Origin of the sequence: Caballeronia sp. EK (assembly GCF_014384845.1) — a bacterium.
Classification (GTDB): domain Bacteria; phylum Pseudomonadota; class Gammaproteobacteria; order Burkholderiales; family Burkholderiaceae; genus Caballeronia; species Caballeronia jiangsuensis.
Window position 1 is genome coordinate 57,578 of record NZ_JACSUE010000014.1, and the last position, 25,896, is coordinate 83,473.

Consider the following 25,896-nt stretch of genomic DNA (forward strand, 5'->3'; position numbering starts at 1 on the left):
CATTACTCGGTGCTTTCGAGACGCCTCATCGCGTCGCGCATGAAGCCGAGCAACGCCTCGTTCGTCCACGATCCCCTGGTCAGCTCCGGCTCGTTTTGCAACGCATGCCGGATCTTCGCGTGCGTCGCGCGATCGTCGCCCGCGTAGCTGCGAAAGAGCGCCATCCAGCGTCGCGCCAGATCCTGCGCACGCGGCGAATCGGGCGTCGTGCCCTCATCGATCGCATCGCGGACATCGGCCATCAACTCCGGCCACGCCATCGCGTGCCTGCCGTAGTTCTCGCGCAGGAAGCGGAACTCCGCCGGCGACAGATAGCGCTCGTAGATCGCGATCTTCGTCACCGAGAAAGCGCGGATCACATAGTCCCGCAATTCGGGCGATATGCCGATGCTCGCCTGCATCGACGGTTCGTTGTCGTGCATACGGTTCAGCTTTGAAAGCAGGCGCGGATCGTCGTTCGTATCGCGCGCTAGCAGCGTCATCCAGCGGTCGGCGAGCGCGCGGGCACGCGCGTCGTCGGCCGGCACGCCCGCGTCCATTAGCGCACGCGCATCGGCGATGAGCGCCGTCCATTCGGATGACTGCGTGTGCGTGTTGCGGTACATAGGCAGGCGATCGAGTTCTTCGGGCGAAAAGTAGCGGTCGAACATCGTCATCAACTCCAGCGTATTGAGCCAGTCGGCCAGCTCGGGCTCCTTGCCGTCGATCAGCATGCCGCGCAGATTTCCCAGGCGGTCGCGCAAACGCGCCGCCTTCTCGATCTGATGATCGAGCATGACGATCTGCCGCGCGATGAGTTCGGCAAGAGGCGTGTCGGGCTGGGAGAGATAAGCGCCGATGTCGGCAAGCGAAAGGCCGAAACCGCGCAACGCCTGGATCCGGTGAAGCCGGGCGATGTCGTCGCGGTTGTACAGGCGGTAGCCGTTATCGGCGCGCGCTGAAGGTGTGAGCAGGCCAATGGCGTCGTAGTGATGCAGCGTGCGGACGGTCAGTCCGCTCTTCTTCGCCAGTTCTCCTGTTTTCAACAGCATGCGAGCCTCCGTTCAGTGCGCACGAAAGAGGCTAGAACCTTACGCTACGTGAGGGTCAAGCGGAATGTGCTTCCGGCTCGCTCGTCACGCCCGCATCGACGCTCACCGGCACGCGCCGCGCGAGCGCGCATATCAGCTCGTAGCCGATCGTGCCGGACGGCTCGGCCACTTCGTCCACCCTGACGTGCTCGCCCCACAGCTCCACCGACGAGCCGATGCCCGCCGCCGGGCACGGCGTCAGATCGACGGTGAGCATGTCCATCGACACGCGTCCGACGATGCGCGTGCGCACGCCGTCGATCATCACGGGCGTGCCGGTCGGCGCGTGGCGCGGATAGCCGTCCGCGTAGCCGCATGCCACCACGCCGATTCGCATCGCGCGATCCGCCGTGAAAGTGCGGCCATAGCCGATCGTCTCGTTCGGCGCGAGCGTCTGCACGCCGATGATGCGGCTTTCGAGCGTCATCGCTGCGTGCAACGGGAAGCTTTCGATGTCGCGCGCGCGGCCCGTCGGCGATGCGCCGTAGAGGATCGTGCCGGGCCGCACCCAGTCGCGATGCGCGCGCGGATGCCACAGCACCGCCGCCGAATTCGACAGCGAGCGCGTGCCGGGAAGGTTGCGCGTGGCGACATCGAATTCGTCGGTTTGCCAGTCGATCGCGCCGTCGTCCGCGTTCGCGAAGTGGCTCATGAGGCCGATCGAGCCGACCGCTGCGATGCCCGACGCACGTTCCCAGGCGGCCTCGAACTCGCCCGGCCGAAAGCCGAGACGGTTCATGCCCGAGTTCATCTTCAACTGGATGTCGATGCGTTCGCGCGGCCGCGACGCTTTCAGCAGCGCGAGTTGTTCGTCGCAATGCACCGTCACCGTGAGGCGATGACGATCCGCCGTCTCGACGTCCGCAGGCTCAAAAATGCCTTCGAGCAGCAGGATTGGCTTTTCCCAGCCGAGTTCACGCACGCGCACGGCTTCGTCGAGGTCGAGCAGCGCGATGCCGTCCGCTTCCGCGAGCGCCGGATAGATGCGCTCGATGCCGTGACCATAGGCATTCGCCTTGATCACAGACCAGACGCGCGACGACGGCGCTAGGCGTTTGACGAGTTGGAGGTTCTGACGAACGGCGTCGAGATGAATGCGCGCGGAAATCGGACGTGGCATGACGTGCTGGACAAAAGTTCGAAGGCAGTGAATAGATGAATCGTATCGGCCAAATGGCAGTCGTTGTTATTTTATTTACGCCGTTTTTTGGTGAATACGCCTGCCCACCGCAACGCCGTCCGGGCGCGCTTCGCGGTATCGTGCGCTCATGTCGCGCCGCCGAGGATTTCGCCATGAACGACGCCCGCCGTCTCGCTTGTCTGCGCATCGTGCTCGTCATCGTCGGGCTGATCGCGTTGTTCGGCGTCTTTCCGCTGATGCTGCTCTGGCCTTCGGGATGGGCGTGGGAAAGCGCCCACGAAGGCCGCTCCGAATATGCGCTGATGATCGTCGGCATCTATGCGACGCTCGGCGTGTTCCTGCTGATCGCGTCGCGCGCGCCGATGCGGCATCTGAGCCTCATCTGGTTCACGGTCTGGTCGAGCGTCGTGCATGGCGCGATCATGGCCGTGCAATCGTTCGGCGGCGCGGGTCATCTCGGTCATCTGGCGGGCGATGTGCCCGCGCTTTTCATCGTCGCCGCCGCGCTCGCCGTCTTCACGCCGCGCGGCGACAAGGCGCGCAGGCTCAGCTCAGATAGCCGAGATGCTCGGCCAGAATGACGCTGCCGACGCCGATCAGAATCAGCCCGCCGACGATTTCCGCCCGCTTGCCGATCGTCGCGCCGACGAGCCGCCCGACCATCACGCCGATCGTCACCATCAGCATGGTCGCGAAGCCGATGGTCGCGGCGGTCGAGAAGATATCGACATCGATGAATGCGAGGCCCGCGCCGACCGCCATCGCGTCGATGCTGGTCGCAAAACCGGTGAGCGCGAGCACCCAGAACGAATGCGAGTTGGGCTTTTCCTCGTCGTGGGGCGCTTCGCTGAAGCCCTCGCGGATCATGCGCGCGCCGAGCACGAACAGCAGGCCGAACGCGATCCAGTGATCCCAGGCCGTCACGTATTGCGCGGCCGCCTTGCCGAGCGCCCAGCCGACGAGCGGCGTCAGCGCCTCGATCACGCCGAAGATCACGCCGGTCTTCAACGCTTCCGCGATGCGCGGCTTGTGCAGGGTTGCGCCCTTGCCGACCGCGGCGGCGAATGCGTCGGTGGACATGGCGAAGGCAAGGAATATTGTGGAAGCGAGATTCATCGGGTAGCGCTCTGGTCGGGCAAGATGGAACGACAGAACGCGCGCCCGACCGGTCGCGAGTTCTGTCGATGGTCTTGCCAACCTGTGATGGTTGCTCATGCCACGGTCCGAACGACCGAGCGTGTTGACATGAGCGCCTTTCCATTGCGGAAAAGCCGGCTACTCCCCAGCGAAGAACCGAAAGCTTAACACGGCTTAATGACCGTTCCTGCGTTTATGAGATGCGTTGAGGTACAGTGAGCGGGCAATGCCGCCGTTCCCACCTCGTGCAGACAGCACCGTGAAGGAGGCACCATGCCGGCAGCTCACCTGACTCAATCGGCCGCGCGCGAAACGGTCGAGCGTCTCTATCGCGCGTTTTCCACGAAGGATGTCGCGCTCTTGCGGCAGGCCGTCACGCCCGACTGGCAGTACATTCCCGAGCCGCCCGGACAGAAGCCCGGCCCGGATCAGATGATCCCCATCTTCGAAGATCTCGCCAACGCGCTGCCCGACATGCACATCGAGATTCTCGATATGCTGGTGCAGGACGATCGCGTAGGCGTGCGCGCCGAAGTGAGCGGCACGCAATCCGGGCCGTTGCTGGGCATCGCCGCGACCGAGAAGCCGATCCGCTTCGCGATTCATTCGTTTCACGAACTGCGCGACGGACTCGTGTCGAAAACCTGGCATCTCGAAGACTGGCTCAGCGTGTTCCGGCAACTCGACGCCGTGCCGCCGAGAGTCAATCCGCCGGTCTAGCCGCGCCGGATTCGCGTCTTCGCGCCGGGCATCGCGTTCGCGCGCAGGACATGCTCCACGCACAATCCGACGAGCGTCGCGTCGAGCCGCTCCAGCGCGCTCGCCGCGGCGCGCAGTGCGGGCACATCCGTGCCGAACGAATCGAAGAAAAGCCATTCGCGCTGCCTCGCCGCGACCCGCGCCTCTTGCGCCGCCGCGCACAACTCGCGCATGCGCGCGAATCCCGCCGCGCGCGCCTTCTTCTCCAGCATGCCGACGAGCACTTCGAGCGGCTCACGCGCGTCAAGGACAGCGTTCGTGCGTGCGTCGTCGAAAAGCGAAAGAAAACGCAGCACGCTGCCCTGCAAACGCCGATGCGCATCGACGAGATCGCGTATCGATTCGGCCCGCTCGTGGTCGCGCGCCGCCTTCACGGTGATGATGGTCGCGCCGTAGCCGCCGTCGGCCAGTTCGCGGCCCGGTGCGTCGATAGATGGAGTCGCCATGATGCCCCGTAACCCGATGCAATTCGTTATATCGACAAGAATATAACGCATCGTGATTCCGGCGCGCGATCTCTCCTTATTTCGGCAATAACCCGAACACGGCGACAGCGTTTCTCGTGCCGACATACACCTTGCCGTTCGCGATCATCGGCGTGATGAACTTGTTGCCCTGACCGAACTGGTCACGCGCGCCCGCATCGTTGCTGCTGTAGAGCTGTCGGCCGAGATTGGTCGCGTCGTACGCGCGCAGGGCGGCCGTCGTGCCGTTCTGCGCCGCCCACAGGATGCCGTTGGCCGTGCCGTTCGCCGAAATGCTCGGCGTCGCGCCCGGAAAGGCGAACGCGTTCGATGTCTGGCTCGTCGGCGTTCCCGAAAGCACGGCGTTCGTCACCGAGAAAGCCCTGATGCTGTCGCCAACCGCGCCGAAATAGACCGAGTTGTTGAAATATGCGGGCGCGCCGAACATCGGCCCGCGAATCTGGCCGACGAGCTCCTGATAGATGTGATCCGCATTCGAATCGAACTTGCCCATCGAAAGACGGTTCACGACGTATATGGTCGCGTTCTTGCCCGCGCCGATCGCGAGATGGCGGACCGTGCCGCTCGCATCGGCGAAATCGGGCAGAACCATCGCGCCGCCCGAGCCCAGATCCTCGTCCTGATTCGATTCCTGCACCGTGTTCGAGGGCTCGAAATAATCCTGCACCCTGAGCGGCGACGTGTTCAGCCTCAAAAAGCCATTGCCGAAATTGCCGTTGATCGGCATTTCCTGCGCGTTTTGCGTCGGGTCGAAGGTGCCGTTGGCATCGAGGAAATAGATCGCTTCGCCGTCCGATGCGAGGCCCGCGCCGCTCATCCAGATCGAGCCCATCTGGCCGTTCGGCGTGACGTTCAGCACGCTCGCCTGCTGCAGTGTGTTCGCGTCGTAGCCCATGACCCAGCCGGTGTACGGCATGAAGTCGCAGTGCGAGGTCCACGCGGTGTACACGACGCCGTTGAGCAGGAGCAACGACGCGCGCTCCGCGTACTGACCCGGATCGAATGTGAGCGTGCCGTTCTGACTGCCCGCGCCGTTGCCCGGATAGGTCGCGCGAATTTCGGTCGGGCCATTGAAGAGTTCGGCGCCTGTCGCGATGTCGAGCGCGTGGATGCGCTGGTGATAGCCGCCCGACGCGTCCTTCGACATGCCGACGACATACATCGCGCCATTCGGTCCGCGCGAACGGTCGATGACCGGCGTCGCTGTGACGCCGATGGTCGGCGTGATCTGCGTGCACTTGTGGTCGTCGCTGGGCGACTCGCCGTTGCCAAGCGTCGAGACTTTCCAGAGCACGCTGCCAGTGTCGGCGTCGAAGGCGTACACGCTGGCGTTTTCCGTCGCGACATACACGACGTTGTGCGTGCCGCCCGCAATCGGGACGCCTGCGAGAAAGAGCGGCTGGGCATCGACGGCGCCGTCGACGGGGAAGGTCGCGAGCTTGCCGAAGCTGGCCGAATTGACGTTCGCGGGCGTGAGGACGGTTTCCGCGAGTTGTTGCCCAGTGCGGGCGATGTCGTTGTGCCAGGTGGCGACGTCCATCGGAGACGCGGCAGCAGGCGCCGATGCGCCCGACGGACTGGACGCGCTCGACGGACTCGACGCCGCAGCAGGCGCGCTGCCGCCGGTTGCCGCAGCCGTGGTATCGCCGCTGGAACCGCCGCCGCTGCACGCACCGACGATCGCTACAACAAGCGCAACGCCGGCTGCGGCGGCCAAAGTCAGGAACCGCGTGTTCATCTGCATGCTCCTCTACGGTGAGACACAACGCCACGGCGATCCACTTCACGCGCAAAGAATTTGTTGCAATGCGTCACAATGTGCTAATCTAGGGTTATTACCTAGATAGTTACCCCTAGTACGGAGTCCACCATGGGAATCATCGCCGCTACCCCGATCGCCCTCGTTTCCTTCATCGCCGCCAAGCTCCGCGCCGCCACGCGCGACGCGCTCGTCGCACGCGCCAAGGTCAGCGCGCTGATGGCCGAAGCCTACCGTCGTTCGTAACGCGCAGGCGCGGGAGAATATTCCCGCGCCTTCTTCATTGCTCATTGCAGCGTGTAGGCGATCACGTAGTCGCCTGCCTTCGTGCCGAGCGAACCGTGACCGCCCGCCGTCACGAGCAGATACTGCTTGCCGCTCGCATCGGCATAGCTCATCGGCGTCGCCTGACCGCCTGCCGGCAGGCGCGCTTCCCACAGCTTCTTCCCGTCGCGCACGTCGTAGGCGCGGACGTACCGGTCGAGCGTGCCCGTCAGGAACGCGACGCCGCCCGCCGTCACGATCGTCCCACCGAGGCTCGGCACACCGAGCGGCATCGGAATCGGCAGCGGCGCGCTGTCGATGATCGTGCCGTTCTTGTGCATCCACGCGATCTTGTTCGTGCGCAGATCGACGCCCGCCATGTAGCCCCACGGCGGCGCCTGACACGGAATCCCGAGCGGCGATAGAAACGCACTGATCTCATAGGCAAACGGCGTGCCGCGCGCCTGCTTGATGCCGCTCGTCTCGCTCGTGCTCGTCGCGCCTTCCTGCAGCTTCTCGCGCGGAATCAGTTTCGACGTGAACGCCATGTAATCCGGATTCGCGATGAGAATTTGCCGAACCGGATCGACCGAAATTCCGCCCCAGTCGAACACGCCGAAATTGCCGGGAAACACCAGCGTTCCCTGCTCCGATGGCGGCGTAAACGGCCCGTCGTAGCGCAGACTCCTGAACTTGATGCGGCACCAGAGCTGATCGAACGGCGTCGTGCCCCACATGTCCGCTTCCTTCACGTGCGGCGGATTGAAGTTGAGCGCGGAGACCGCCTGCGTCGGTGCGCTGTGGTCGCCCTTCGCCGCGCCCTGCGGCACCGCCACTTCGCTGATCGGCACGATCGGCTGCCCGGTTTCCCGATTCAGCACGTAGATGCTGCCCTGCTTCGTCGATGCGATCACCGCCGGCTGCATGCCCTGCGCCGTTTGTAGGTCGACGAGGGTCGGCTGCCCGCCGACATCCATGTCCCAAAGATCGTGATGCGTGAACTGATAGTTCCAGCGCGCCCTGCCCGTCGCGGCATCGAGCGCGACGAGGCCCGCCGCGTACTTCTCGGCCTGCGGCGTGCGCTCGCCGCCCCACTGATCGGGTGTCTGATTGCCCATCGGCAGATAGATCATGCCGCGCTTCTCGTCGACGCTGAACATCGACCACATGTTCGGCGAATTGCGCACATAGGTGCCGCCCGCCGCGATCGGTTCGGTGGCGTCCGGATTGCCCGGATCCCAGTTCCAGACGAGATGACCGTCGTTGACGTCGAACGCGCGGATCACGCCGGACGGCTCGTTGTTCGATTCGTTGTCGGTCACGTGGCCACCGACGATCACGAGGTTGCGGAACACGGCCGGCGGCGACGTCGAGTAATAGCCGCCCGGCGTGAACGGGCCGATGTTGGCGCGCAGATCGATCGCGCCTCCCTTGCCGAAACTCGCGCAGGGTTTGCCGGTTTCCGCGTCGAGCGCGATCAGGCGGGCGTCGGCGGTCGGAAGGAAGAGACGGCGCGGGCATTCGGCGAGCGCCGTGGTTTGCGCGGGCGTCTGCACCGGCGCGGCGGGCTCCGATGCGGCCACGGGCCCGGAAGCGGCCTGCGCCTCGGTGTCCGATGACGCGGCCGGCGCGCTCGCCTCGACCGGCGCGGAAGCTGTCGCGGCTTCGGCGGGCATCGGATGCATCGCCGTATCGTAATAAGCGACGCCGCGGCAAGTCATATGCTCCCAATGCTTGAAGCCGATCGGGCTCTGAATCTGCGGATCGAAGCGCCACTTTTCCTTGCCGCTCGCCGCGTCGAGCGCGATCACCTTGCTGTGCGGCGTGCACAGGAAGATCGTGTCGCCGACCTTGAGCGGCGTGTTCTCGTCGGTGGTTTCGGTCGGATCGTCGGGGCCAGGCATGTCGCCGGTGCGATACGTCCACGCCACTTTCAACTGATGCGCGTTTTCCGGCGTGATCTGCGCGAGCGGCGCGTAACGCTGCGCGAGCGGCGAGCCGCCATAGTCGGTCCAGTCGCCCGGCGCGCGGCCGGTCGCGGCGTTGGCATCGGCCTGATTCGCGTCGGCGGCCACATTCACGTCGATGCGTCCCGGCCGGTCGTGCGGATCGATGAAATACGTGCCGATGCCGAGCAAGAGCGCGAGCACGATCGCGGCGGCGAGCGGCGTGCGCGCCGCGCGCGCGGTCGAAGGCGGACCGAACAGCGCGCCGCGATGCACGAACGGAATCAGCAGCCACAGCCCGAGCAGCAGCCAGATCCACAGACGCGGCATCAGTTGCCAGAAGTCGAAATGCACTTCGAACACGGCCCAGACCGTCGATCCGAAAAGCACGAGCGCGAAGAGCAGCAGCGCGGAGCGCCGCCGTATCAGCAGCAACAGCCCGGTCAAGACGATGGCCCCGCCCGCGATCGCGTAGTACCACGATCCTTTCAGCGTGACGAGATACGCACCGCCCGCCGCCAGCAACGAGCCGATGACGATGAACACGACGGCCGTGAAGAACGTAAGCGGATGAAGTCTTCCGTTGCCAGCCATGCTGAAACCCTCCGTGACGATGAATGGCGGAACACGGCCGGTGCGCGGTCGTGGTTCGGACGCTGTCGCGTCGTGGGTAGGAGCAAACGCTGTGCCGTTCGGCGGGAGATGACGCGTGCGACGCGTGCTTACAGAAGACTTGCCTTGGAAAAGGCGCGTGCGCGCCTGCGGATCAGCGCGGCCGCGGCCAGAGTCCGCCGCACGCATTCGCCGGCATCACGCCGGAGACGAACGCCGCCTTCAGATCGGCGCGTTCGGAGAAACGCGGCGCATCCATCCACATCAGGAATTCGTCGCCCCAGTTTCCCCACGCGTTTTCGTCGAAATCGAAATCCTCGTCAATGCGGCCGTTGTCGCGCAGATACGCGCCGACCACTTGCGTGCCGTTCCAGTACGCGACGGCGACGTCGGTGAGATCGGCGGTCATGCCGCGCGGCAGATCGCGCAGCAGCATCGCGACATGCGCTTTGAACGATTTGAATTCAGTCGGTCTCATCGCGTGCTCCGCTTCAAAAAAGTGCGTGAAAAAACTGCCTGCGGCGTGCCCGTTCAGCCGAACACGCCTTTGTTCAAATCCTTTTCGAACGCGGCGGTCCATTCCGTGCCGTGTCCGATGCGATATTCGCGTTCCTTGAGCGTGGAACGTCGAGTGATGGTGACGACGCCCTGCAACGGATAAACATCGTCCACGATGTCGGACGCGCCACCTTCCTGCACGAGAAAATCGCCTTCATCGAGCCGATGGCGCGCGAGAATCGCGAGGAATTCCGTTCTTTCGTCCGGTGCGATCACAGTCATGAGACCCTCCATGATCGAAGCCTGTCTTCATTCAAAGTAGCACACGCGCGGAGGAACGTCGGCGCATATCTTGCGACGAGCGCGGGACGGCGCACGCGCCATTTTTAAGCAAGGAGTCGATCGATGATGAAACGCGCATCCAACACGATTCGCGCGGGCGCGCTCGCGGCGCTCGTCGCGTGCTCGCACGCGCACGCCGACGATGCCGTCTGCGGCACACTCGAAAGCGCGACGAACGGGCAGGACGGCATGATCGCGCTGCGCGAAGGAGAAAGCGTGAATTTCTGGCGGGGCGGCGCCGTGCGGCACGGCGCGCTGCATGTCTACAAGGACGGCGAGGTGTATCGCGTGTACTGGCAGCCCGAGGGAAGCGGCGACCTGTACGTGCTCGCGAATGAAAGCGCGACGAGCGCGCGGCTCATCCTGACGCCGCCGCGCGGCACGAAGGTCGATACGGGACCGGGCAGCCTGCCGCCGCAGAAAGTGCTGTCCTGTCCCGCGCTGTAACGATTATTTTGCGGCGAGCACCTTGCCGATCGCATCGGCGACGGTCTGCACGTTGCTGTCGTTCAGACCCGCGACGCACATGCGGCCCGAGCGCAGGATATACACGCCGAATTCCTCCTTGAGCCGATCCGCCTGATCCGCGACGAGACCCGTGTACGTGAACATGCCGCGCTGCTTGATGTAGCGCGTGAGCATTTCGCCGCGCACGTGATCCTTCAGGCCGTCGTGGATCGCCTGACGCATGCGCGCGATGCGCTGGCACATCGACGCGAGTTCCTGTTCCCACGAGCGCTTAAGCTCAGGCGTATTCAGCACATGCGTGACGATCTTCGCGCCGTGCGTCGGCGGATTGCTGTAGTTCGCGCGCACCGCGCTCGTCAACTGGCCGAGCACGCGGTCGGCCTCGGCGGCATCGTCGCTGATCACGTGCAGACCGCCGCAGCGCTCGCCGTACAGCGAGAAATTCTTCGAGAACGAATTCGCGATGAACGCCGGCACGCCACGGCGCGCGAGTTCGCGCACGGCGAACGCGTCGTCGTCCAGACCTGCGCCGAAGCCTTGGTACGCCATATCGACGAACGGCAGCAGATCGCGCTTCTGCAGCACGTCGATGATCTTCAGCCATTGCGACTGATCGAGATCGACGCCCGTCGGGTTATGGCAGCACGCGTGCAGCAGAACGACGCTCTTCGCGGGCAATTTGTCGATGGCTTCGAGCATCGCGTCGAAGCGCAGGCCGCCGGTGGCTTCATCGTAATAAGGGTACGTGTTCACCTCGAAGCCGGCGCGCTCGAAGATGAAGCGATGGTTCTCCCACGTCGGGTCGCTCACCCACACTTTCGATTGCGGGAAATAGCGCTTGATGAAGTCCGCGCCGACCTTAAGCGCCCCCGAGCCGCCGAGCGTCTGCACGCTCGCGATGCGACCGTCCGCGCGCGACGGGCTGTCGTTGCCGAACACGAGCGACTGCACCGCGTCGCGATAATGCGCGAAACCGGCCATCGGCAAATACGGTTTCGGGCCGAGTTCCTTCAGGATCGACAGTTCCGCTTCGCGCACCGCCTGCATCACGGGCAAGCGGCCTTCGTCGTCGAAGTAAATGCCGATGCTCAGGTTGACCTTGTTGGTGCGCGGGTCCTTCTGGAAATTTTCGTTCAGCGACAGGATGGGATCGCCGGGGTAGGCATCGATATGTTCGAACATGGTGTCGGTATCAGGACGAGAGTCAGGACGAGAGATCAGCGGGATTGCAGGCGGTTGGCGCGCTTCGCGTCAGCGCCCCTTTTTTTGAGATAGTAGCCGATTCCGAGAACGGCCAGCCAGACGGGGATCAGGTAGACGGACAGGCGCAGGTCCGGAATCTCGTACATGACCCACACGATGCACGCGAGAAACGCGAGCACGATGTAGTTTGTGAACGGATGGCCGAAGCTCGGAAACGATGTTGTTTCGTTGCTCGCGCTTTTCTGCCGGCGGAACATCACGTGGATGATGCTGATCATCGCCCAGTTGATGACGAGCGCCGACACCGCGAGGCCCATCAGAAGGCCGAACGCGCGTCCCGGAATCACGTAGTTGATGACGACGCAGGCCGCCGTGACAGTCGCCGACACGGCCAGCGCCGCGAGCGGAATGCCGCGCCCGCTGACGCGCAGGAGCGCGCGCGGCGCGTTGCCCTGTTGGGCGAGACCGTAGAGCATGCGGCTGTTCGCATACACGCCGCTGTTGTACACGGACAGCGCGGCGGTCAGCACGATCACATTGAGCACGTTCGCGACGAGCGTGCTGTTCATCTCGCGAAAGATCAGCACGAACGGGCTGCCGCCGGTCGCGACCTTGTCCCACGGATAAAGCGCCAGCAGCACGCCGAGCGCGCCGACATAGAAAATCAGAATGCGATAGATGACCTGATTGGTCGCACGCGGAATGCTGCGCGACGGATCTTCCGCCTCCGCCGCCGTGATGCCGACGAGTTCCAGCCCGCCGAACGAGAACATGATCACGGCCATCGACATCACCAGCCCGTGCACGCCGTTCGGAAAGAAGCCGCCGAGCCGCCACAGGTTGGTGACGCTCGCCTCCGGGCCGGCCTTGCCCGACGCAAGCAGATAGCCGCCGAACAGAATCATTCCGACGATCGCCGCCACCTTCACGATCGCGAACCAGAACTCCGTCTCGCCGTAGGACTTCACGCTCGTCAGGTTGATCGCATTGACGATGACGAAGCATCCGAGCGCCGATATCCACGTCGGCAATCCCGGCCACCAGTACTGCATGTAGATGCCGATAGCCGACAGCTCCGCCATGCTCACCAAAATATAAATGGCCCAGTAGTTCCATCCGGAAGTGAAGCCGGCGGCGTGGCCCCAGTACTTGTCGGCGAAATGGCTGAAGGAGCCGGCGACCGGCTCGTCGACGATCATCTCGCCGAGCTGACGCATGATGAAAAACGCCATCAGGCCGGCGATCGCGTAGCCGAGCAGCACGGACGGCCCGGCGAGCTTGATCGTCTGCGCGACGCCGAGAAATAGCCCGGTGCCGATCGCGCCGCCGAGCGCGATTAGCTGGATATGCCGGCTCTTGAGTCCGCGCTTGAGTGTTTCGCTTTGGGGTGCGTCGTTCGTCTTGCCTGAAACCATGTCGATGCCTGCGTGAACCGCAAAAATTACCGCTTTCGTATGACCGAACGATCGACCGGGTCGTTTCGTCCGACTTTTGACGCGTCTCTTGAAATGAAAACTGTTGTTTTTTCGTGCGGACGACCCCACAGGGCGCTGCAAAAAAGGCCGATTATCTGTGCACGGATCTGCGATTTTACCGCCCGGCGACCCGAGAAGCCTTGATGGGCGGACCTACCGCAGTACGCGTCCGATCTTCAGAACCGCACAACAATCGATTTGAGGCTGGAATCAGGTGTTGTTCGGAGGATTGACAAGGGCGCGTCGGCGGGAGAATCGCATCATCCACTCACAAACGGGGTCGCCATGTATCAGACGATGGAAGGAAACGCCAGGCCGCATCGCACGGCAGAGTGTTTCATCGAAGGATCGCAGGTCGGCGCGGCAGCGACGCAAGCTGAATTGCTGCAAGCGCTGCAGTCGGCGTCGGACAACATCATGCGCCTCGCGGGCAAGCTGCGCGGCGAGCGCGATGCCACCGCCGACGATGCCGAGACCATCACCGAGCAGCATGCGCTCGCGCAAGAGCTGATCGGACGTTTGCTGGCGCTGCCCGCGTCGCAGGCGTAACGGACCAACAGGGCTAACGGAAGGCGGGCAGCGGTGACGGCATGAGCCGCCCGCGCCCGGAGCATCGGGGAGAAGGAAATGAGCTACTTGACGATCATCGCCGCGGTCTGGGGCATTTGCGCGGTCTGCGCGGTGCTGTTCATCCGCGGCGCGGCGCAGCGCAATCCGGAACCGTTGCGCGTGCAGCGCGACCACGAACCGGTGCGGCATGCATCAAAGGATTTCGGTCGTTCGGTCTGACCCGGTGTTACCGGCGAGACGCGCACACGCCTCGCCGGAAAGCCTCGCAACGCAGTGCCTTTGCGCCTTACTTGCCCGCGTTGATCGCAGCGACCGCCGCGCGCAAGCCCAGCAGATAGCTGTCCACGCCGAAGCCCGAAATCTGCCCCTTGGCGATTTCCGCGAATACCGACTTGTGGCGGAACTCTTCCCGCGCGTGAACGTGCGACATATGCACTTCGATGACCGGCGCCGTCAGAATGGCGAGCGCATCGCGGATCGCGTAGCTGTAATGCGTCCACGCGCCGGCGTTGATCACGATCGCATCGATCTTTTCCTCGAACGCGCGATGAATCCGCGAGCACATCTCGCCTTCGATATTCGTCTGGTAGCACTCCACCTCCACGCCCAGCTCCTTGCCCAGCGCGGTCATTTGCTCGTCGATTTGCGCGAGCGTCGCCGTGCCGTACTGCTTCGGGTCGCGCTTGCCGAACATGTTGAGGTTGACGCCGTGCAGCGTCAGGATCTTTGCCATGTGATTTCCTTGAACGGGATGGGGAATTGAAAAGATTCAGGCGGTCTCGACGATCTTGCCGCTCGTGGCGGCGAGCACGATGGCCTCGGTGATCCGCAGATTCTGCAGCCCGTCGCGCGCGCTGACAATAGGCTCGGCCTCGCCGCGCGCCACGCGCCCGAAATGTTCCATCTGATGCGCGAGCGGATCGTCGCGTTGCATCGGCACGATGCTTTCCTCGAAGGGCTTCCACCATGACCGGTCTTCCGCCCGGCCGTAGGACTTGAGACGCATCGTCGGGACGGAAAGCGAGCCGAAGGTGCCCGCGATCACGTAGCAGTCTTCATCGGGATAAGTCGAATACGCCTTGTTCTCCTGCGAGGTCTGCTCCCAGCTGCGCGGGGACGCGGCCGTGTCGGAGAGCATGAACGTGCCGAGCGCGCCGCTCGCGAAGCGCAGATTGATCGCGACAGTGTCCTCGACGGGAAAGCCGCGCGTCGCATGCGAAGCGAACGCCTGCACCGCGACGATATCGCCGCACAGCATGCGCAGGTTATGCACCTCGTGAATCATGTTGAGCAGGATCGGGCCGCCGCCCGGTTCGCGCCGCCACGGCGCGCTCGCGTAATACTCGTCGGGCTTGAAGAACACCGCGCTGCCCATCACCGCGACGAGCTTGCCGAGCCGCCCTTCGTCGATCACCTGCTTCGCGCGCGCCATGATCGGGCTATGCGCGCGATGATGACCGATCAGCACCTTGACGCCCGAACGTTCGGTTTCGTCGACGAGCGCCTGCGCTTCATCGACGGTCGGCGCGATCGGCTTTTCCAGCAGCATCGGCACGCCGGCCGCGAGACAGATGCGCGCGTGCTCCACATGCAACTGGTTCGGCGTCGCGAGCACGATGCCGTCCGGGCGATCCTTCGCGAGCAGTTCGTCGAGCGTCCTGTAGAGCGGCACGCCCGCTTTCTCCGCGATGGCCGTCGCCGCCGGCGCGGGATCGACGATGGCGGAGAGCGTGCATGTCGCACTCGCCTGCGCGACGCCCATGTGCGCCTGGCCGATATAACCCGCGCCCGCCACCGCGATACGTGTCTTGCCTGAGTCAGTGTTCACTTGAATTCACCAGATCGATAAAAAGTGCGCGCGCGAAGGCACGCGGACGGCGCGGACCACGCGCCGCCGTGAGGACAACAATGGGGAAGATGAAGCCTAGGAAGCGCGGGCGTTTGCGACCGATTCCGCGCGCAGGCGCTCGTACTCGGACTTCTCGACCGGCCGCGCGTCCTGCTCGCCGAGCTGGCTGAGCGGAATGCGATACGTCTCCCGCGCGCTCCAGGCGGCGATGGCGGAGATGATCGTGACGGCGAGCGTGATCGAGCCGATCGTGAGCGGAATGTTCGTCGATCCCGGCGGCGCGACGGTCGCGAAGAGCGCGGGCAGGAGCGCGGTGATCGTCGTGCCGACGTTCTGCGAGATCGCCATCGCGGACACGCGCGTGCGCGTCGGGAAGAGCTCGGGATAGAAGCTCGGGAAGATCGCGTTATAGCCCTGGTAGACGACGCCCCACATCAGCAGCGACGCGACGATCGCCATGCCGACGCTATGAATGCTGATCGCGTAGAGATACAGATACGACAGCAGCCCCGATGCAATCGCCCCGACGATGATCGGCGGCTTGCGCCCGATCTTGTCGGAGAGATTGCCGACGAGCGGAATCACGACCACGGCGAGTATGTTGCCGACGACCGGAATCCACAGATACACGCTCTTGTGAAAACCGACGCCGTAGGCTGCCTGCACCGCGTACGCCGCGCCGAAGATCGTCGCGACCACGGGGATCACGTTCATCAGCGCCATGCAGACGACGCGGAACATGTCGCCGAGGTTGTACTTGAAGGCATCGACGATCGGCGAGCGCGGCACTGCGCCTCTCTCGCCTTCCTTCTCGAACGCGGGCGTCTCATGCACTTCGCGGCGGATGATGTAGCCCGCGACCAGCACGAACGCCGAAAGCAGGAACGGAATGCGCCAGCCCCACGAGTTGAACGAATCCTCGGGCATGTAGTACGCGAGCGGCAGGAACACGGCGGCGGCGAGAATCTGTCCGGCCTGCACGCCTTGCAGCGTGAAGCTCGCGAAGTAGCCGCGCCGTCCGAATGGCGAGTGTTCGAGAATCATCGAACTGGCGCCCGAGATTTCGCCCGCGACCGCGAAACCCTGCACCAGCCGCAGGATCACGAGCAGCGCCGGCGCGAGCATGCCGACGCTGTGATAGGTCGGCAACAGGCCGACGGCCATCGTCGAAAAGCCCATCAGGAACATGCACAGCACGAGCACGTTCTTGCGGCCGTGCGTGTCGCCGAGATGGCCGAGCACGAACGCGCCGATCGGCCGCGCGACATAGCCGACGCCGTAGGTCGCGAGCGACGCGACGATCGCCACTTTGGGATTGCCCGATGGAAAGAAAAGCTGCGGAAAGATGAGGGCAGCGGCCTGCGCGTAGATGAAAAAGTCGTAGTACTCGAGTGCGGAGCCTATCCAGCCGCTCGCGGTGGCTTTCTTCGTCTGCTTCCGGTGCTCGGCGTGCGACTCGCCGTTTGCACCCGAGAGAGAGTTCGTGTCCATGACGTCTCCATTTATGTTCGCACGACGGTTTCTGTGGCCATCTTTACGACGATACTGCTTTTTCGTTCTTCGCCGACGACGTCCGCGCCGGGTCGCGCGCAGGACATCTCTTCATGATCGCCCCTGAATCGAAAGCTTTCGATGAGGCAAAACCCGCGCGCCGGCGTCTGGCAGAACGGTGTGAGCGCAAGATTACTATGTCGGCGGAAAAGCATAATTCGGCGCGGAGGAAAGTCAGAATGCGCTCGGAGAGAATAATCGGGCGGCGGCGAGGCTGCGTCGGAGTCTTGGCCAGAGGCTGCCGGTCGCTTGGAGTTCTTGGGAAACAGAAGGATCACCCTGGCAGGCCCGACACCGGCAGACCGGTCGACGGGTTCAAACCCTTCTCCTTCGTGAGACGGTTCACCAGTTCGTCCGATGGCTTCCGTGGGGGCACCGCAGCGTCCTGCTGCTTTTGCCATTCGAATGTGCCGTCCCATGGCGGGAGTTTGGCAGGTGGCAGTGGAACAATCTTGTCGATATCGGGAATGGTTGGGTTCAGCAACTCATTCTCATGCAGAAAGCGAAGTATTCGATCATACCGATACACACGCTCTTGATCATGCCGGAGCGCCAGTTCGGTCGATGGTGGTCCCTTGAAACCATCCCGCAACGAGAAAGCGGACATTGCGTTTCCGGCTTTTACGCCTTTCTGGTATGCCACAACAGCGTCAGACAGCCGGCCATCAGTTAGGAGATCAATCCCCAAATCGTAGCCCGCAGGCCCGTACCCCTGATCTACTGCACAGTTTCGCATCTGTTTTGATACTTCCGGGGCTGCCTCGGGAGCTGATCGGCTGTCCTGGCAAGCTGTTTGGCAGCGTTGAGCGGATCCGATCTGATGTCGCACTTGCCTTGCTCCACGCGGCACATTTCTCCAGGATGTCGCCAGGCGTGCCGTTCTCGATACGGTTGGCGTTGATCTTGATGTACGATCCGCCTGCGCCAATCCAGACTTCCTTCGCCGCCGAAAGCACGAGGCGACCGTTTACGCTGGAGATCGTCACGTCCTTAAGCGCTGACAGCGCCATCTCGTCGTTCTGCGATTGGATCTCCACTTTCCCCTTCGCAAACAGTTTCATCCCCATCCGCTGTGCGAACATCGAAATCGCGTCGCCCGCCGCGACGGTGAAGCGCCTAAGCACGCCAATGTCCGCGCTGCCGCCTGCCGTCGCGATCAGGTTCTCGTTAGCGCTGAATTGCATATGCGACCCCGACACGAGACCGACTCCATCTGGAGCGCTGACCAGTACACCCGCCCTCTTTAGTTGCGTGAGCGTGCCATCGAGAAGCTCCTTCTGCTTCTCGTAATCCGCTGCGATCGCTCGAGCGGCCTTAGCTGCCTCCGAGAGCGACTGCATCTGATGATATGCCTGTTCGAGCAGATCCTGCGCAGGCTGCATTTCGAGCTGTTTGCCGGTCGCCGCGTGCTGGGCATCAGCGGAAATGAACACGCCCTTTCCTCCGCGGACGGCCGCGTGCTCGTCGCTGCGCAATTCCGCGCCTTTTCCTCTTTCCTTGCGATCCCCGTCGACCATATGTCCGAGATTCAACTCGCTGGTCTGATACGGCGTCGTCAGATGAATGTGCTCAATGCCCTCTCTATCCTCCATGCGCAATTCGTTTTGCGCGGCGGTCCTGATGAGGTTTCGAGTATTGTTGAGGTTATTGACGAGGTCCGGATTCAGGCTGTCATGCAGTGCACCGATAATCACCGGCCTATTCGGATCTTGCGCCGTAAAAATGAGCGCGACTTCCGTCCCGTCAATTAACGGAAAGTGGTGCCCATAGTTGGCGCCCGCATACGGCTTGGCCATCCGGATTGCACGGCTCCTTCCACCGGGACTCCACTCGTCCAGATCGAACGGCATCTTCACGACGTACAGCCCCTTCTCCGTCAAATAGCTGTATTGGTATTTGCCGGGAGAATCCACCCGTGCTGGAAGAATGCCTTCGATCTTCGGTGGCTTGACCGAATCGATGCTCGTGCGCCATCGGCGATCCGCCGGAATCGCGCGGACGGCAGTCCAATACGACGTGCCACGTCCACCACCACAGCGGATCGACGTGATTAAGAGCCCGTGCGGCGCATCCTTTGGATTCGCATCAAGCCCCATCACCTCGCCGACTTCGAGCGAGAACGGATTGCCCCGGCCGCGATAGCTGATCTGCGTGGCCAGATGCTCCTCGTGACGCCGACGCGCAATCTCGCGACCTTCTTCCAGCGTCTCGTAGTGCTCGCCCCAATGACTATCGACACCGTCCGTGGTCTTGTCGCCCGGCGCGGCGTTCTGCTCGATCAGCAGCGACACATCCGCCTGACGATGGTTGTAGTCGTTCAACTGAATCGCTTCGGGCACGCGCTGCGTGATGGTCCTCAAAGACCGAATCGACTCTGTTCCTGCACTCTCAAGGCCAGAGTGCAAACGAAAAGGCACGACGCGCTGCTTACGAGCGTAGGCATCCAGATCATCGCCGAAGATGATGACGGTGCGATCGCTCTTCTGCTCGAAACGGAACCAGATTCCCGCTTCGGCGCAGAGCCTTTGAATAAAGGAAAACGTGGTCTCGTGAAACTGAGTAACGTACTCAAACCGCTTGTATTTTCCGCGCAGACTCTTGAAATCGAAATCGACGCCCAGGCGATAGCCGTAGTGGCGCAACGTATCCGTGATGATTTCGACAACGGATTGCTTCTGAAACAGCCTGCTTTTCCGCGCTCTTGCAAGGTCTGCTATTTTCGGAACAAGCGTGACGCGATAGTGCGTCTCATCGGCCGATGAACCAAGGTTCTCGAAGCGCTGAATAATCCCGTGCGTCGAATACTTCAACGGCATCGTGCTGAAGTCTTTCCAGCGCGACCCGAACATTTGTTCCAGATAACCTTGCGCCGGATCAACAGGCTCAATGGAAAACGTCGCCGGCCTGCCTACGACCTGGTCCATCGCGATATCGGCAAGCGCACTTGTGAATTCGATGCGATATTCATACAGCGCGCTAATGTCTGCGCGGCCATTGAATCGAAGAACCGAGATCGGCCCCGGTTGCGGCTTGAGAGTCAGGCTGTAGGCCTGATTGGGTATCACCATCGACATGCGAAAGAAGCTCCCTGAAGTTGCGCCGCCCGGCTTGCGGAAGCACCGTGGCGATCCGATTCGAGCCCCAGTCGCCTCTGCTCCGCGGTCGTGCAGCGCCTGCCAGGCCAATACGCGTGATCGTCGCACAAAGACTCTCTGCTTGGATACAGCAATATATCGCAGTCCGTAATACGCGGTCGGATGCCTCTGATCAATCAGGCACTTAGATTCTACGGAGCGAATTTCATTTCGGAATAGTCCTATGTTTAGAGTTCCTAAACCTTAGTAAATCACTCAACGAATATGCACCGGTGAAGCAAAGGACTTGGGCGATTGAGCACGGACTTCACGCCGGACGGGCGGCGCACGTTTGGGAGTCACGGGCACAGTCGCAGGATACGGCGACACCCGCACCATCGTGGATCAGCGTATATGCCGTGCGCGCGTACTCGACGAGGTTGAGCGCGACGCCGCCGGAGGGTGACCGACGCAGCCATAAAGCATCGCTAATGTGAAACGTGCGGCGCTTTGCCCTCGAGGGAGAAATTGCAGCGCCTGCTCAGCATTGCCCTAAAGTATGGGCAGCCGCGGCCGTATACACGAGTACCGGCGGTGACGGCATCGCCGTCGCCGTGTTTTCGTCCTCTCGCTGGCCCCGGTCTTCCGTATGTCAGGCAATCCGTCCTTGATCGATTCGATTCTGGCCACGCCGGCGACAGAGAACGGGCGCATCACGGCCGCGATTCGCGCATCGTTGCTGTCGACGCTCGTCGAGGACCTGCACCCGCTCCTGCTGTCCGGCATTTCCAGCGCGTTCGTCGCGATGATCGCGCTCGGGCGTCAGCAGGCGCTCTGGGCGATGCTCTGGGTCGCCGCCGATCTGCTCCTGCTCGCCGTGCGTCTGTCCATCGTGTGCCGCTATCGCGCGCTGAGCCGTCCGAGCGCGCCACATCCCGGACCGTGGGCCGAGCGCTACGCGCCGTTCGCGCTCCTGACGTGTCTCGTGTCCGGACTCGGCACGATGGCCTGCGTGATTTCCGGCGATGCCGTGCTCGCGTCGCTCGCGATCATGGTGACGGCGGGCCTCCTCGGCGGCATCGCGTCGCGCAACGCGGGCACGCCGCATCTGGCGATCGCGCAGGTGTGCCTCGGCGCACTGCCGATCGGCGTCGGCGGGCTGTTCGGGCCGGCGGGCTACTGGATTCTCGTGCCGCCGCTCTTTCTCTATATCGGCGCGATGTGCGCGGTCGTGCAGCGCCACTATCGCGGCCTCGTCGCGCTGATGACCGCTGAGCAGGGTCACGCCGAAATCGCCGCGCGCTTCGATGCGGCGCTCGCTCACATGCCGCACGGTCTCTGCACCGTCGATGCGTCGGGCAAGGTGGTGATCGCGAATCGCAAGGCGGCGGAACTGTTCGGCGCGACCGTCGAAACGCTGCGGCTGAACGTGTCCTTGCCGGAATTCATCGGCTATGTCGGGCTGTCGAAGTTCGGCGAGACGCTGCGCGCGCAGTTCTCCGAGCGTTGCGCGCAATGGCTCGAGGCAGGCAATCTGCCTCTCGATCTGCCGTTGCGCGACGGCCGCCATCTCGAACTGAGCCGCAACCCGGTGCCGGACGGCAGCGCGGTGATCATCATCGAGGACGTGACGGAGCGCCGCAAGGCCGAGGCGAAGATTCTGCACTGGGCGCATCACGACTCGCTCACGGGCCTGCCGAACCGGCGCTATCTCGGCGACCACGCCGGGCGTCTGATGGCGGGCGGCGCCGGCCGCGAAAAAGTGATGGTGATGTATGTCGATCTCGACGGCTTCAAGCGCGTCAACGACACGCACGGCCACAACGCGGGCGACGATTTGCTGAAGCTCGTCGCCGACCGCCTGCGCAACGCGATGCGCCGCGGCGAACTGGCCGCGCGTCTCGGCGGCGACGAATTCGCGATCGTCGCGACGTATATCGCGGATGCCTCGAACGCCGTGTTCGCGCGCAAGATCATCCGCGAGTTGTCCGCGCCCTACACGCTCGCGTGCGGACAGACGGTGCGCGTGGGCGTGAGCGTCGGCATCGCGCTCGCGCATCCGGGCGAAGTGTTCGAAAGCGCGTTGAAGCGTGCCGACGCGGCGCTCTACGAAGCGAAATCGGAAGAGCGCGGCAGCTATCGGTTTTCCGATCGCGACGGCGACGCGCTCACGAACGACGAGCAGGCCGTCGCCGCACTGGGCGAACGCGGCCGCGCGTGGTAACGCATCACACGTTGGTATGAGCGCGCCGAGCCGTTCGTAGAATGGTCGGCGCGCGTGCGCTTCTCTAAGCTGACGTCATGGTCACGCATTGGGAGCGCATCATGGGCGATACATCGACACGCGTGTTGTTATCGGGTTGCGCCGCCGTGCTGGCGTTCGGAACGTGGTATTCGGTGAGCGCGCCGCATGACTGGAGCGCGCTCCATCGCGCGGGTTACGACACCGAACTGCCGCTGGAGCGGATCGCGCTCGACGAAGAAGCGGCATCGTCCGTCAGAACGCCGCACCGATAAACGCGCCCTACGGCCGCTGCGCGCGCGTCGGCGTCGATGCGCCCTGCGGCATCTTCACGCCGAGCGCTTCCGCCTTCAGCACGAGATCGGCGAGCGAACGCGCCGCCATCTTCTTCATCGCCTGGCCGCGATGAATCTTCACCGTGATCTCGCTCAGATTCATTTCCGCCGCGATCTGCTTGTTCATCAGGCCCGACACGACGAACGCCATCACCTCGCGCTCGCGTGGCGTCAGCGATTCGTACGAGCGCCGCAAATCCGCGACGGAGCGGCTCGCCGCGCGCCGTTCCTCGTCGGCCTCCAGCGCCTGCGCGACGGCATCGAGCATGTCCTGATCGCGGAACGGCTTCGCGAGAAAATCCCTGGCGCCCGCCTTCATCGCTTTCACGGTCATCGCGATGTCGCCGTGCGCCGTCATGAAGACGATCGGCAAGCCCAACTGACTCGCGGCCATCTGCTCCTGCACGGCGAGGCCGCTTTGCCCTTTCAGACGCACGTCGAGGATCAGGCAACTGGGCACCTCCGGCATGTCGTACGCAAGGAATTCGTGCGCGGACGCGAACGTCGTCACGTTCAGGTCGACGGAACGCAGCAGCGAGCGCAGCGCGTCGCGCATCGATTCGTCGTCGTCGACCACGTACACCATCGCGGCGTTCGTCTTCGTGTCCGCGTCCTTGTCAATGCTCATCGTCTGCCCCCTGGTTTTCGGGCAGCACGAAGCGCAAGCGCGCGCCGCCTTCATCGGGCGATTCCGCCCATATCCTGCCGCCGTGCGCCTCGATGATCGAACGGCAAATCGACAAACCCATGCCCATGCCTTCGGCCTTCGTCGTGAAGAACGCGTCGAAGAGACGGCGCGCGTTGTCCACGCTGATGCCCGTGCCGGAATCCTGCACGGTGATCTGCGCGTAGCCTTCGTCGCTCGCGCTTTCGCCGGTCGCGATGCGCAACACGCGCGGCCCGTTCACGCCGGACATCGCCTGCGCGGCGTTCATGAACAAGTTGATGAGCACCTGCTGCAACTGCACGCGATCGCACTGCACGGTGGGCGACGGCGTCGCGAGTTCCGTGCGCACATCCACGCGATGACGTCCGAGCTCGCGCCGCACGAGCTCGATCGTCTCGCCGACGATCTCGTTCACGTCGAGCGTCGCGGGCTGGCTGTCGCGCTTTCGCGCCATCGCGCGAATACGTGCGATGACCTCGCTCGCGCGCTTGGCGTCGCGAATCATCTGCGAGATGGATTGCTGCGCTTCGGCGATTTCCGGCTGCGCGCGGTTGAGCCAGCGCAAGCCGGCGTCGCCGTTGGTGACGATCGCGGCCATCGGCTGCGTGACTTCGTGCGCGATGGATGCCGCGAGTTCGCCCAGCATCGTGACGCGCGTCACGTGAGCCAGTTCGGCGGTCGAGCGCGCGAGCGCTTCCTGCGCGAGCTTGGTGTCGGTGACGTCCATCAGCGCGCCGACGTATTCGTCGCCGTCCGCTTCCGTCGATGCGCGATGCGCGACGAAATGCACATGCTTCACCGAGCCGTCCGGCAACGAAAGCCGATGCTCCACGTCGATGTCGCACGCGCCGCCGATCGCCGATTCATGCGCGCCGCGCACGATGCCGATGTCGTCGGGATGCGTGCGCGCCAGAATCGCGTCGATGGACGGCTCGACATCGCGCGGGTAATCGAAGATGCGGTACGCCTCGTCGGACCACCACATCGTGCCGGCGGGCAGGCGCGTCGCGATGCTGCCGGTGCGCGAGAGGCGCTGCGCGTCGAGCAGAAACGCCTCGCTGCGCTTGAGCGCATCGCGCTGGCGCTGCAATTCCGCTTCCATGCGCTTGCGCTGCGTGATGTCGTTGCTGGTCGCGAGCACGGCGCGCGGCAGGCCGTTCGCGTCGCGCAGCAACGCGGCGCGGCTCGCGATCACGATCTCGCCGCCGTCGTGCCGCACGCGCGTGATCTCGCCGTCCCAGCGCCCCGAGCGCAACAGTTCCGTTCGAATCTGCGCGTGCGGCACGGGCGAGTTCGACTGCGTCATGCGATGAATCGGCTGACCGATCGCCTCTTGCGCCGAATAGCCGTAGAGCGCTTCGGCGCCGCGATTCCAGAACGTGATGCGGTCGTTCATGTCGTGCGCGACGATCGCATCGTGCGCGAGATTGAGCAGTTCGAGCTGCTCCTGCATTTTGGTCGTCGTGGACTGATTGCGCAGCGAGAGAATGCCGGTCGTGCCGATCGCGAGCAGGCTCACGGCACAGCGCGCGAGCGCCCCGCCCGACACGTTTTCGTCGTGCGAGAGAATGAAGCCGATGAGCGTGAGCACCACGCAGCCCCATGCCGTCGTGATGGTCGCGGTGCGATTGCCGGTCGACGCGACGAGCAGCACGACGATCACATACAGCACCGCGATGGCGATATCGAGCGGCGTGAGCGCATCGATCAGGAACACGACGAGCGCGATGGCCGCCGCGAGCATCCAAACGATGCGCACATCGTGACGCACCGCGCGCGGCGCGCTCTGGAATGTCTCCATCACGGCCGGACGGACGCCGGCGAATGGAAACGAACGACGAACGAAGCAAGCGGCATGGTCATTGAGCGTTCGAAAAAGCGTTCGTTGGAAAAATCGCGGCCCGCGCGCGCCGGCCGGATGACGCAATGAATTCTAATCCTTCCAAAAGCCTTGCCTGATGCGTTCCAGGCAATCGGCGACGGCGGTTCCATCGACGGGCTTGCTGAGAAAGCACACCGCGCCGCCGTCGAGCGCCTGACGACGTGCGGCGTCCGATGCGAACGCGGTGATGAACATGACCGGCACGTCCGGCTTCAGTTCGTGCAGGCGCTGTTGAAGTTGCAGGCCGGACATGCCGGGCATGTTGAGATCGGTGATGATGCACGCGAGGCCGTCGAGCGGATCGGCGTCGAGAAACGACTCCGCCGACGGATACAGGCTGACCTCCCAGCCGAGCGAGCGCAACAGGCTGGAGGAGGCGACGCGGACGGATTCGTCATCGTCGATCACGGAGACTCTGGAAGGCGATTGCAAGGGCGTTGTCCTGGACCGTGCGTGAATTTCGGCGGGCATGGGACTGGTCCACCGCTTGGATGGAACTCATCTTACGCACGCGGCGATGGCCGCGAAATCATATGTACGTATAGGTTTGAAGCGTTCGCTTTCATT

At 63.5% G+C, this 25,896-nt stretch carries 26 protein-coding genes and 1 riboswitch; of the genes, 8 read left to right on the forward strand and 18 right to left on the reverse strand.

Annotation, left to right across the window (positions count from 1 at the left end):
* Positions 1–2 precede the first annotated feature (2 nt).
* Positions 3–1,031, reverse strand: coding sequence for a MerR family transcriptional regulator (locus IAG25_RS31965; protein WP_187608421.1), 1,029 nt, complete (start codon positions 1,029–1,031; stop codon positions 3–5).
* 55 nt (positions 1,032–1,086) lie between these two features.
* Positions 1,087–2,190 carry an alanine racemase gene (gene alr / locus IAG25_RS31970; RefSeq protein ID WP_187608422.1) on the reverse strand — a complete coding sequence of 368 codons (1,104 nt, stop codon included), beginning with the start codon at positions 2,188–2,190 and terminating at the stop codon, positions 1,087–1,089.
* Positions 2,191–2,363: 173 nt separating this feature from the next.
* On the opposite strand from alr, the gene IAG25_RS31975 reads away from it, so the two are divergent.
* The gene (locus IAG25_RS31975; protein ID WP_187608423.1) at positions 2,364–2,792 is read left to right on the forward strand and encodes a DUF6632 domain-containing protein; all 429 of its coding nucleotides are present in this window, start codon (positions 2,364–2,366) and stop codon (positions 2,790–2,792) included.
* On the opposite strand, the gene mntP is transcribed toward IAG25_RS31975, so the two are convergent.
* The gene (mntP, locus tag IAG25_RS31980; protein ID WP_187608424.1) at positions 2,758–3,327 is read right to left on the reverse strand and encodes a manganese efflux pump MntP; all 570 of its coding nucleotides are present in this window, start codon (positions 3,325–3,327) and stop codon (positions 2,758–2,760) included. The two genes, IAG25_RS31975 and mntP, sit on opposite strands and share 35 nt — an antisense overlap.
* An 8-nt stretch (positions 3,328–3,335) precedes the next feature.
* Positions 3,336–3,502: riboswitch (yybP-ykoY riboswitch) on the reverse strand.
* 119 nt (positions 3,503–3,621) lie between these two features.
* Between mntP and IAG25_RS31985 the strand changes: the two genes are divergently transcribed.
* A complete protein-coding gene (locus IAG25_RS31985) occupies positions 3,622–4,068 on the forward strand; it encodes an ester cyclase (RefSeq protein ID WP_035502114.1) in 447 nt (148 codons plus the stop codon).
* On the opposite strand, the gene IAG25_RS31990 is transcribed toward IAG25_RS31985, so the two are convergent.
* Together IAG25_RS31990 and IAG25_RS31995 are read right to left on the reverse strand one after the other, a co-directional pair.
* A complete protein-coding gene (locus tag IAG25_RS31990; protein WP_187608425.1) occupies positions 4,065–4,553 on the reverse strand; it encodes a hypothetical protein in 489 nt (162 codons plus the stop codon). The genes IAG25_RS31985 and IAG25_RS31990 overlap by 4 nt on opposite strands.
* 76 nt (positions 4,554–4,629) lie before the next feature.
* Positions 4,630–6,330, reverse strand: coding sequence for an outer membrane protein assembly factor BamB family protein (locus IAG25_RS31995; RefSeq protein WP_187608426.1), 1,701 nt, complete (start codon positions 6,328–6,330; stop codon positions 4,630–4,632).
* Positions 6,331–6,462: 132 nt separating this feature from the next.
* Between IAG25_RS31995 and IAG25_RS41675 the strand changes: the two genes are divergently transcribed.
* Positions 6,463–6,597, forward strand: a complete 135-nt coding sequence (locus IAG25_RS41675; protein WP_255504097.1) for a hypothetical protein — start codon at positions 6,463–6,465, stop codon at positions 6,595–6,597.
* A gap of 41 nt (positions 6,598–6,638) precedes the next feature.
* On the opposite strand, the gene IAG25_RS32000 is transcribed toward IAG25_RS41675, so the two are convergent.
* The 3 genes from IAG25_RS32000 to IAG25_RS32010 all read right to left on the reverse strand — a co-directional run bounded on the left by IAG25_RS32000 (position 6,639) and on the right by IAG25_RS32010 (position 9,953).
* Positions 6,639–9,155 (reverse strand): membrane-bound PQQ-dependent dehydrogenase, glucose/quinate/shikimate family, encoded by a 2,517-nt coding sequence (locus IAG25_RS32000; RefSeq protein ID WP_187608427.1) that lies wholly within the window; start codon positions 9,153–9,155, stop codon positions 6,639–6,641.
* Positions 9,156–9,327: 172 nt separating this feature from the next.
* On the reverse strand, positions 9,328–9,651 hold the full coding sequence (locus IAG25_RS32005) for a hypothetical protein (RefSeq protein ID WP_187608428.1): 324 nt from the start codon (positions 9,649–9,651) through the stop codon (positions 9,328–9,330).
* Between the two features lie 53 nt (positions 9,652–9,704).
* Positions 9,705–9,953: a hypothetical protein gene (locus IAG25_RS32010; RefSeq protein ID WP_187608429.1), complete on the reverse strand. Its 249-nt coding sequence runs from the start codon at positions 9,951–9,953 to the stop codon at positions 9,705–9,707.
* 123 nt (positions 9,954–10,076) lie between these two features.
* Between IAG25_RS32010 and IAG25_RS32015 the strand changes: the two genes are divergently transcribed.
* Positions 10,077–10,460: a hypothetical protein gene (locus tag IAG25_RS32015; protein ID WP_238210672.1), complete on the forward strand. Its 384-nt coding sequence runs from the start codon at positions 10,077–10,079 to the stop codon at positions 10,458–10,460.
* Between the two features lie 3 nt (positions 10,461–10,463).
* Here IAG25_RS32015 and IAG25_RS32020 read toward each other — a convergent pair whose 3' ends face one another.
* Positions 10,464–11,663 carry an amino acid aminotransferase gene (locus IAG25_RS32020; protein WP_187608430.1) on the reverse strand — a complete coding sequence of 400 codons (1,200 nt, stop codon included), beginning with the start codon at positions 11,661–11,663 and terminating at the stop codon, positions 10,464–10,466.
* A gap of 35 nt (positions 11,664–11,698) precedes the next feature.
* On the reverse strand, positions 11,699–13,099 hold the full coding sequence (locus IAG25_RS32025) for an amino acid permease (protein WP_187608431.1): 1,401 nt from the start codon (positions 13,097–13,099) through the stop codon (positions 11,699–11,701).
* Between the two features lie 345 nt (positions 13,100–13,444).
* On the opposite strand from IAG25_RS32025, the gene IAG25_RS32030 reads away from it, so the two are divergent.
* Together IAG25_RS32030 and IAG25_RS32035 are read left to right on the forward strand one after the other, a co-directional pair.
* Positions 13,445–13,708, forward strand: coding sequence for a hypothetical protein (locus tag IAG25_RS32030; RefSeq protein ID WP_187608432.1), 264 nt, complete (start codon positions 13,445–13,447; stop codon positions 13,706–13,708).
* 87 nt (positions 13,709–13,795) lie between these two features.
* Positions 13,796–13,948 carry a hypothetical protein gene (locus tag IAG25_RS32035; protein WP_187608508.1) on the forward strand — a complete coding sequence of 51 codons (153 nt, stop codon included), beginning with the start codon at positions 13,796–13,798 and terminating at the stop codon, positions 13,946–13,948.
* A gap of 67 nt (positions 13,949–14,015) precedes the next feature.
* Here the strand turns inward: IAG25_RS32035 and aroQ are convergent, their stop codons facing one another.
* The 5 genes from aroQ to IAG25_RS32060 form a co-directional block, all read right to left on the reverse strand.
* A complete protein-coding gene (aroQ, locus tag IAG25_RS32040; RefSeq protein ID WP_035502129.1) occupies positions 14,016–14,462 on the reverse strand; it encodes a type II 3-dehydroquinate dehydratase in 447 nt (148 codons plus the stop codon).
* Positions 14,463–14,498: 36 nt separating this feature from the next.
* The gene (locus tag IAG25_RS32045; protein WP_309243992.1) at positions 14,499–15,557 is read right to left on the reverse strand and encodes a Gfo/Idh/MocA family protein; all 1,059 of its coding nucleotides are present in this window, start codon (positions 15,555–15,557) and stop codon (positions 14,499–14,501) included.
* 96 nt (positions 15,558–15,653) lie between these two features.
* Positions 15,654–17,069: an MFS transporter gene (locus tag IAG25_RS32050; RefSeq protein ID WP_187608433.1), complete on the reverse strand. Its 1,416-nt coding sequence runs from the start codon at positions 17,067–17,069 to the stop codon at positions 15,654–15,656.
* 334 nt (positions 17,070–17,403) lie between these two features.
* Positions 17,404–17,736: a DUF6396 domain-containing protein gene (locus IAG25_RS32055; protein ID WP_187608434.1), complete on the reverse strand. Its 333-nt coding sequence runs from the start codon at positions 17,734–17,736 to the stop codon at positions 17,404–17,406.
* A gap of 70 nt (positions 17,737–17,806) precedes the next feature.
* Positions 17,807–20,203: a type VI secretion system Vgr family protein gene (locus IAG25_RS32060; protein ID WP_187608435.1), complete on the reverse strand. Its 2,397-nt coding sequence runs from the start codon at positions 20,201–20,203 to the stop codon at positions 17,807–17,809.
* 649 nt (positions 20,204–20,852) lie between these two features.
* Here IAG25_RS32060 and IAG25_RS32065 point away from each other — a divergent pair.
* Positions 20,853–22,427 (forward strand): sensor domain-containing diguanylate cyclase, encoded by a 1,575-nt coding sequence (locus tag IAG25_RS32065; protein WP_187608436.1) that lies wholly within the window; start codon positions 20,853–20,855, stop codon positions 22,425–22,427.
* 77 nt (positions 22,428–22,504) lie between these two features.
* On the forward strand, positions 22,505–22,720 hold the full coding sequence (locus tag IAG25_RS32070) for a hypothetical protein (RefSeq protein ID WP_187608437.1): 216 nt from the start codon (positions 22,505–22,507) through the stop codon (positions 22,718–22,720).
* Between the two features lie 7 nt (positions 22,721–22,727).
* Here IAG25_RS32070 and IAG25_RS32075 read toward each other — a convergent pair whose 3' ends face one another.
* From IAG25_RS32075 to IAG25_RS32085, 3 genes are all read right to left on the reverse strand, one after another.
* A complete protein-coding gene (locus IAG25_RS32075; protein ID WP_187608438.1) occupies positions 22,728–23,408 on the reverse strand; it encodes a response regulator transcription factor in 681 nt (226 codons plus the stop codon).
* Complete coding sequence (locus tag IAG25_RS32080; protein ID WP_187608503.1) at positions 23,398–25,248, reverse strand: PAS domain-containing sensor histidine kinase; 1,851 nt, start codon at positions 25,246–25,248, stop codon at positions 23,398–23,400. Before IAG25_RS32080 ends, IAG25_RS32075 begins: the two co-directional genes overlap by 11 nt.
* Positions 25,249–25,380: 132 nt before the next feature.
* On the reverse strand, positions 25,381–25,761 hold the full coding sequence (locus tag IAG25_RS32085; RefSeq protein WP_222946744.1) for a response regulator transcription factor: 381 nt from the start codon (positions 25,759–25,761) through the stop codon (positions 25,381–25,383).
* Positions 25,762–25,896 lie beyond the last annotated feature (135 nt).